The 7,757-nt window shown below is 68.5% G+C and carries 6 protein-coding genes; 5 read left to right on the top strand and 1 reads right to left on the bottom strand.

Translation table 11 applies throughout. The features are described from left to right. Window positions 1–25 precede the first annotated feature (25 nt). Window positions 26–1,018, top strand: a complete 993-nt coding sequence (locus tag RH94_RS18365; RefSeq protein ID WP_073948651.1) for a carbohydrate ABC transporter permease — start codon at window positions 26–28, stop codon at window positions 1,016–1,018. A gap of 7 nt (window positions 1,019–1,025) precedes the next feature. After that, the gene (locus RH94_RS18360; protein ID WP_073948650.1) at window positions 1,026–1,868 is read left to right on the top strand and encodes a carbohydrate ABC transporter permease; all 843 of its coding nucleotides are present in this window, start codon (window positions 1,026–1,028) and stop codon (window positions 1,866–1,868) included. Between the two features lie 656 nt (window positions 1,869–2,524). Here RH94_RS18360 and RH94_RS18350 read toward each other — a convergent pair. Further along, window positions 2,525–4,072: a GH39 family glycosyl hydrolase gene (locus tag RH94_RS18350; protein ID WP_073948648.1), complete on the bottom strand. Its 1,548-nt coding sequence runs from the start codon at window positions 4,070–4,072 to the stop codon at window positions 2,525–2,527. Between the two features lie 411 nt (window positions 4,073–4,483). Between RH94_RS18350 and RH94_RS18345 the strand changes: the two genes are divergently transcribed. Genes RH94_RS18345 through RH94_RS18335 form a run of 3 tightly spaced genes read left to right on the top strand, consistent with a single transcriptional unit; the run spans window position 4,484 to window position 7,705 of the window. Then, the gene (locus RH94_RS18345; protein ID WP_073948647.1) at window positions 4,484–5,770 is read left to right on the top strand and encodes an ABC transporter substrate-binding protein; all 1,287 of its coding nucleotides are present in this window, start codon (window positions 4,484–4,486) and stop codon (window positions 5,768–5,770) included. 10 nt (window positions 5,771–5,780) lie between these two features. Then, complete coding sequence (locus RH94_RS18340) at window positions 5,781–6,803, top strand: carbohydrate ABC transporter permease (protein WP_073948646.1); 1,023 nt, start codon at window positions 5,781–5,783, stop codon at window positions 6,801–6,803. Next, complete coding sequence (locus tag RH94_RS18335; RefSeq protein WP_073948645.1) at window positions 6,803–7,705, top strand: carbohydrate ABC transporter permease; 903 nt, start codon at window positions 6,803–6,805, stop codon at window positions 7,703–7,705. The genes RH94_RS18340 and RH94_RS18335 overlap by 1 nt, the downstream gene beginning before the upstream one ends. Window positions 7,706–7,757 lie beyond the last annotated feature (52 nt).

The following is a 7,757-nucleotide window of genomic DNA, read 5'->3' as shown; positions in this document are numbered from 1 at the left end:
CCCCGCCGGGAAGAGGAACCCTCCCGTGAAAACCGTGGAACCCGCGCACACCGCGGCCCCTGGCCGGGCGCAGGCCGTCTCGTCCGCGCCCTCCGCGAAGCCCTCGCGTCCCTCGCGCGGCAACCGCGACCGGCTGCACGGGCTGCTGATGTCCGCCCCGGCCGTCGGCGGGCTGATCGCCTTCGTCGGCATCCCGTTCGGCTACGCCGTGGTGCTCTCCTTCCACAACGTCCGCCTCGGCTCCCCGCTGGAACCCGCCTTCTTCGGCGTGGAGCACTACCGGCGGCTGTTCACCGACCCCGACCTGTCCGGCCCGTTCCTGCGGGCGCTGCTGAACAACCTGACCTTCGCCGCGGTCGTCGTACCGCTCCAGACCGGTCTGGCGCTGGCGCTGGCGATCCTGCTCAACCGCAGGCTGAAGGCCATCGGCCTGTTCCGGTCCTTCTTCTTCATGCCGGTGGTCTTCCCGATGGCGCTGGTCGCCGTGATCTGGCGGCTGATCCTCGCCCGCAGCGAGCAGGGCATGCTCAACTCCCTGCTGGACGCGGTGAGTCTCGGCAACTGGGGCGCCTTCGACTGGCTCGGTGACAGCCTCACCGCGATGGGCTCGATCATCGTGCTGTCGGTGTGGCAGGGCGTCGGCTTCCAGATGGTCATCCTGCTGGCCGGACTGCAGCAGATACCGGGCGAACTCTACGAGGCCGCCGCGCTGGACCGGGCCTCGCGCTGGCAGCAGTTCCGGCACGTCACCCTGCCCGGCATCCGCGGCACCCTCGTGTTCGTCGCGATGCTGACCTCGGTGCTGTCCTTCCGGGTCTTCGACCAGGTGTACATCCTCATCCGCGGCGGAGGCCTGGACGAGGACGCCACCCGGACGGTGATGTACCAGGCCGTCACCACGGCCTTCGACCAGAACGACATCGGCCAGGCCTCGGCCGTCACGGTGGTGTTCTTCCTGATCGTCGTCGCCCTGACGATCGTCCAGCGCCGCGTCGTCCGGCCCGACCACGAGGACTGACTGACCCATGGCCATGACCCGTACGCCCGTACGCCGCGTCCTCGACTATGCCGTCCTGAGCGTTCTGGCGTTCGTCTTCGCCCTGCCCGCGCTCTACCTCTTCCTCGGCAGTCTCAAGCCGTCCGACGAGGTCCTGAACGGCCTGTCCGGCTTCCTGCCCACCCACCTCTCCTTCGACAACTACGCGGCCGTCTTCGACAGCCTCAACTCCGACAGTACCGGTTACTTCTGGCAGTTCATGGGCGTGTCGGTGCTGCTGTCGTTCGTGGTGGTGACGGGCGGGCTGATCGTCAACTCGATGGCGGCGTACGGGCTGACGCGGCTGAAGTGGCGAGGGCAGAACGCGGTGTTCACCCTCGTCCTGCTGCTGATGCTGATCCCGTTCGAGTCGGTGGCGGTGCCGCTGTTCTACATGTTCAACGGCCAGCGCAACACCCTGTACATCCAGGCGCTGCCGTTCGTCGCCAACGCCTTCGCCATCTACCAGTTCCACACGTTCTTCAAGAAGATCCCGCCGAGCATCGAGGAGGCGGCCCGGCTGGACGGCGCGGGTCCCTGGCGCACCTTCTTCGCGATCATCGTGCCGATGTCCAGGCCGGTGTTCGCCTCGGTCGCGATCCTCACCTTCCTCATCCAGTGGGGCTCCTTCCTGTGGCCGGTGCTGATGGTGTCCGACCCGTCGGTGCGTCCCCTCCCCCTGGAGATGAGCGTCTTCCAGGGGCAGCAGCCCCCGGACTGGGGCCAGATCCTCGCCTTCGGCGTCCTGCTCGTCCTGCCGGTCCTTGTCGTCTTCGCCTTCTTCCAGCGCTGGTTCGTCCAAGGGGTCGCCAGTTCCGCCGTCAAGGGCTGACCGCATCTGTGCGGGGCGACGGCGAGGGTTCGAAACTCCTCGTCGTCGCCCCGCACGGGGCCGCGTCGTCCCACCCGGGTTCTACGGCAGCGGCGGGTGGGCGTTCTTCAGAACGATCCTCGGCATCCCGTTCGCCGGCACCGACCACGTCTTCCGCCCCGACGGAACCCGCGTCGAGGCCTTCTCCGGAGTCCACGCCGGTCTCTTCGACCACCTGAGCCACGGTCGGCCGGATCAATACCGCGATGACGTGTACGCGTTGCGGTCCGCATGGCCCGCAGACACGTGGGGCGCGGCAGAGGACGGCTGGGGCGGCCCCGTCCCCCGTGCACACGACCGAGCGCTTCCGTACTCGCCCGCCACCTCGGCCAGGAAGTGGACGAGCCCCGGATTGACGCTCGTGGCCGTGTTCCGGATGCCGAACCGGTCGGCGAACCGGTGGAGGAAGTCGAGCCGGTCCAGTGCACCGGGTGCCCGCAGCGTGCTGCCGCGCCCGTCCTCGTCACTGGGCCTCGATGCCCAAGCCTGTTCCGCCAGGGCCTGCCGGCCGGCAGGGCGTTGACGTGGACGAGCATGGACCGGAGCAGGTGCAGGGCGAGTATCGAGGTCCCGGCGTGCTCCCGGCCGTGCGAGCGGGCCGGTGGGCGGCGGGGCGCTCACGACCGGTTCACGGAGGCGTCGACGTCCTCGCCGCCGAGGCCGAACAGCCGGTCGTCGCTCCACCACTCCGGCGTCTCGTCGACGACCGGGGTGAGCTCCAGCAGCGTCACCTCGTTGCGGCCCAGGACGAGGTCCACGTCGGCGCGCCCGCCGGCGACGGGCACGCTCCGGTGCGAGCGGGCGGGTTCGGCGGCCTCACGGAGAGCGTCGAGCCGGCGGTCGCCGGGCGCGAGCGGCCGCCCCATCTCGCACCAGGCGGCCCAGGGGTTGCCGGCGTCCTCGCTCACGGAGCGGCGGCGAGCGAAGGCGGAGCCCTGCGCGTCCGGGGCGCCGACGGGCAGGGACAGCCGGACGGTGTGGCCGTCGACGGGATCGCCGCCGGCCGGGTCGGCCGGCGCCCAGGCCAGCACGGTGACGCGTCCGTCGCCGTGCCGCGTCACCAGGTGGTCCTCGCCTCGGGCGAGCACCTGCTCGCCCATCTCGGCCATGAACGTGTACAGGTGGTAGGTGGGCTTCTTGACCTGACGGTGCGTCAGCAAGCCGAAGCCGCCGTGGAACGGCGCGGTGGGGATGCCCACCTCCTCGAACACGTCGCTGAACGTCCAGTACGAGAAGGAGTCCGCGAGGTCACCCCCGTTCACCAGCACCGGCGCGAGATACGCCGCGTGGAACGCGGTGTCGTGGACCGGGTTGTCCGGCCGGTACGAGGAGTTGAACTCGGTGATGTGGAGCGGCAGGTCCGCGAGCCCGGTGCCCGCCAGCTGCCGCCGCGGGGCGCCGAACTGCTCCAGCAGCGCCGACGCCGGCATGAGCGTCTGGTGAGCGCCGAACGGCACGGGCTGGACGGGGCCGGAGGAGTAGGCGTGGCGGCTCACGAAGTCGATCGGCAGGTCGCGGGCCTCGACGAACTCGGCGAAGCGCTGGATCCACTCGTCCTCGTAACCCGGCGCCAGTGAGGGGCCGCCGACCTGGAGTTCGGCGTCGACCTCCTTGACGGCCAGCGAGGTCACCTCGTAGAGGCGGTGGTAGGCGTTCTGGTCCGCGGACCAGAACGGCGCCAGGTTGGGCTCGTTCCACACCTCGATCGGCCACCGGCGCACCTGGTCGATGCCGTAGCGGTCGACCAGGTGCCCGATGACGGCGCGGACGAGGTCCGCCCACTCCTTCTCGTCGCGAGGAGGGGTGATGTTGCCCTTCCACCAGAACACGGTGTCGTCGCCGGAGGCGAGCCCGGACGGCATGAAGCCGAGTTCGAGGAAGGGCGCGATACCCATCCCCAGGTAGGCGTCCACGACCTGGTCGACGTACGTGAAGGCGTGGCGCACGCGCCGCTCGCCGGCGTAGTCGTAGGGGCGGTGGACGCCCATCCCGTCGCTGAGCAGGCCGTGCCCCCGGATGTACCGGAAACCGATCTCCCGCTGAACGAGGTCGAGCGACTCCTGGTAGTCGCGCCGCAGCGCGAGGTCGAACCGGCCCGTGCCGACGCAGTGGCGCCAGGCGTCGGAGAGCCGGGCTGTCGGCTGCCGGGGAACGACGATCCGCATGGTGGGGTTCCTTTGCCGCGGTGCGGTGTGGGGCGGGACTCGCCGGGGCGGGCGGGTGGACCAACCGGCTCTCGCTCAACGTGCTGCGCACCGTAGGGAGACGGGGAAAGCGGCGTCAAGACGTCGAGCGGTCCGCCTGTCGGCGTTCGGCGTCCTCCCGGTGCCCGCCCCCGCCCCGGCCGGCCGGGGCCCGGCCGGGTGCGACTGAGCACGTTCCTGTTCGTCACCGCACCCGTTCGTGATCACGTACGACGGCCGTTACGTCGGTAACGATTGCGCAACTTGCGAAAACTCTTGGTTGCCTCGCGTTCATTTCTGGCGGTACACCTTGCTCCTGCTTCGCGGACGGCCCATTAGTTTGCGCAAACTATCAGCAGTTGGATCACTGACAACAGATCAGGGAGTTCCACGATGATGAGGAAAACCCGCAGCGCGACGGCTGCCGCGATCGGCTTGTGCATCGCACTCGCCGCTGCCGGCTGCGCCGGCGGCGACGGCAGCGGTTCGTCCGACGGCCAGGGCACGGTGACCCTCTGGACGAACGCGATGGAAGGGCGCGGTGCGCAGTACTGGAAGGACGCCGCGAAGGCGTACCACGCGCTGCACCCGGACGTCACGATCAAGATCCAGTCGGTCCAGAACGAGGACCTCGACGGCAAGCTGCAGAACGCGCTCAACTCGAACTCCGCGCCCGACATCTTCCTGCAGCGCGGTGGCGGCAAGATGCAGGCCATGGTCGACGCCGGCCAGATCCAGGCACTGGAACTGACCGGCACCGACAAGGCGAACGTGGGCGAAGCGGCCCTCGAAGGCGTCTCGATCGACGGCAAGGTCTACGCACTGCCGCTCGACACGCAGCCCGAGGGCATCTACTACAGCAAGAACCTGTTCGAGAAGGCCGGCATCACCTCGACGCCGACGACGATGGACGAGCTCGAGGACGCCGTCGCGAAGCTGAAGGCGATCAAGGTCGCGCCGATCGCGGTCGGCGCCAAGGACGCCTGGCCGGCCGCGCACTGGTACTACAACCTCGCCCTGCGCGAGTGCGGCCAGGAGACCATGCAGGAGGCCGCCAAGTCGCTCACGTTCGACGACCCGTGCTGGACCAGGGCCGGCGAAGACCTCGCTGGACTCCTGAAGACCGAACCCTTCCAGAAGGGTTTCCTGACGGCGACGTCGCAGCAGGGCGCCGGGTCCTCGGCGGGCATGATCGCCAACCACAAGGCGGCCATGGAGCTCATGGGCAACTGGAACCCCGGTGTGATCGCCGATCTGACCCCGGACAAGAAGCCGCTCCCCGACCTGGGCTGGTTCCCCTTCCCCGCCGTGCCCGGTGGCAAGGGCGACCCGACCGCCATCATGGGCGGCGCCGGCGGATACTCGCTCTCCAGGAACGCACCGAAGGAGGCCCTGGGCTTCCTCCAGTTCGTCGTGACCAAGGAGCAGCAGGAGGCCTACGCCGAGGCCTTCGACACCGTCCCGGTGAACAAGGAAGCCCAGGGGGTCGTCACCGAGCCCTACAACATCTCGGCACTGCAGGCCTTCAACAAGGCCGCCTACTCGATGCAGTTCCTCGACACCGTGTACGGCCAGAACGTCGGCAACGCCATGAACATCGCCGTCGTGAACCTGATGGCCGGCAAGGGCTCCGCCGCCGACATCGTCAAGGACGTCAAAGCTGCCGCCGAGAAGGGCTGAGTACGCAGACATGAGCGACACCCTGGGCACTGACACGGCCGACGGCCGCCAGTCGCAGGGCACGCCCGGAGCCGGGGACGCGGCCACGTCCGTGCCCCCGGCTCCGCCGCGAGCGGCTGCGCACCGCCGAGGCCGTGCCAGGATGCGACTGGAGATCGCGGTCCTGTCCGCACCGGCGGTCATCACGTTCCTGGCGTTCGTGATCCTCCCGGTCGCGCTCGCCGCGTACTACGGCTTCTACCAGTGGAAAGGCTACGGGGAGCCCACCGACTGGGTCGGCCTGAACAACTACAGGCTGATCCTCACCGACCCCGCGTTCCACGACGTCCTGTGGCACAACGGCCTGATCCTGGTGCTCTCACTGGTCATCCAGGGTCCGCTGGCGATCGTCCTCGCGCTCCTGCTCAACCAGAAGATCCGCGGCCGTTCGACCATCCGCGTCCTGGTCTTCGTGCCCTACATCATCTCCGAGGTCATCGTCGGCACCGGCTGGAGCCTGATGCTCCAGAGCAACGGAGCCGTCAACGACCTGCTGCACCGGATCGGCCTGGGCTCCCTGGAAGCCGACTGGATCGCCGACCCGGACCTGGCCATCTGGACGCTGATGGCCATCATCACGTGGAAGTACATCGGCTTCGCGGTGATCCTGATGCTCGCCGGCCTGCAGTCGATCCCCGACGAGATCTTCGAGGCCGCGCAGATCGACGGCGCCTCCTACTGGCAGATCCAGCGCCGCATCACGCTGCCGCTGCTGGGACCGACGATCCGCATCTGGGCCTTCCTGTCGATCATCGGCTCGCTGCAGTTGTTCGACCTCGTCTACATCATCTGGGGCCAGTACGTCTCGGGCACGGCGGGCACCTCGACCATGGCGATCTACATGCTCGCCCAGGGCCGCAACGCGGGCAACTACGGCTACGGCAGCGCCGTCGCGGTCGTGATGTTCGTGATCTCGCTCATCGTCGCACTGATCTACCAGCGCTTCGTCCTGCGCCGCGACCTCAGGGGCGCCGTCACCGAAGGGACCGTGTGATGAGCGCGACGACCACCACCTCCCGGATGTCCCCCGCGCCGGAGCCGAAGGCACCCAGCGGCCGCCGCGACAACCGCGACAAGCCGCAGCAGTGGGGCAACCCCGTCACCTACTTCATCGCGCTGCTCTTCGTCGGCGTCTGCATCGCGCCGGTGCTCTACATCGTGCTCGGCGGATTCCGCACCAACGCGCAGATCACCACGGACCCGGCCGCCCTGCCGCGCCCCTGGGTGGTCGGCAACTACATCGACATCCTGAAGTCGACGGTGTTCTGGGGCGAGTTCGCCAACTCCCTCATCGTCGCGATCACCAGCACCGTCGGCATCGTCGCCCTCGGTCTGATGGTGAGCTTCGTGATCGCACGCTACGACTTCAGACTCAAGGGCGCGATGTACTCCCTGTTCGCCGCGGGCCTGATGTTCCCGATGGTCATCGCGATCACTCCGCTGTACCTCGTCGTCAAGGACCTCGGCCTCGTCGACAACCTGCTCGGCGTGATCATCCCGCAGATCGCCTTCGGCCTGCCGATGACCGTCATCATCCTCGTGCCGTTCCTCAGGGCCATCCCGAACGAGATCGAGGAGGCCGCCGCGATCGACGGCATGAGCCGACTCGGATTCTTCTTCCGCATGGTGGTCCCGCTGTCGCTGCCCGGTGTGGTCACCGTCGGCATCCTCGGATTCGTCGGCAGCTGGAACAACTACCTCCTGCCCCTGTACGTCCTCAACTCGCAGGCGAACCACACCCTGCCGCTCGGCGTCCAGGTGTTCTCCTCGCAGTACTCCACGGACACCGCGAAGGTTCTCGCCTTCACCTCACTCGCCATGCTGCCCGCACTGATCTTCTTCTCGGTCTTCGAGAAGCGCATCGTCGGCGGCCTCACCGGCGCCGTGAAGGGCTGACACCGGTACCAGGACCTGAACCGGACCGTCCCACGCCTGCCCCTGCCATGCC

The sequence above is a fragment of the Streptomyces kebangsaanensis genome (genome assembly GCF_001906585.1).
Taxonomy (GTDB): domain Bacteria; phylum Actinomycetota; class Actinomycetes; order Streptomycetales; family Streptomycetaceae; genus Streptomyces; species Streptomyces kebangsaanensis.
The sequence above is the reverse complement of the archived record's forward strand: the minus strand, read 5'-3'. Positions and strand labels throughout refer to the sequence as shown.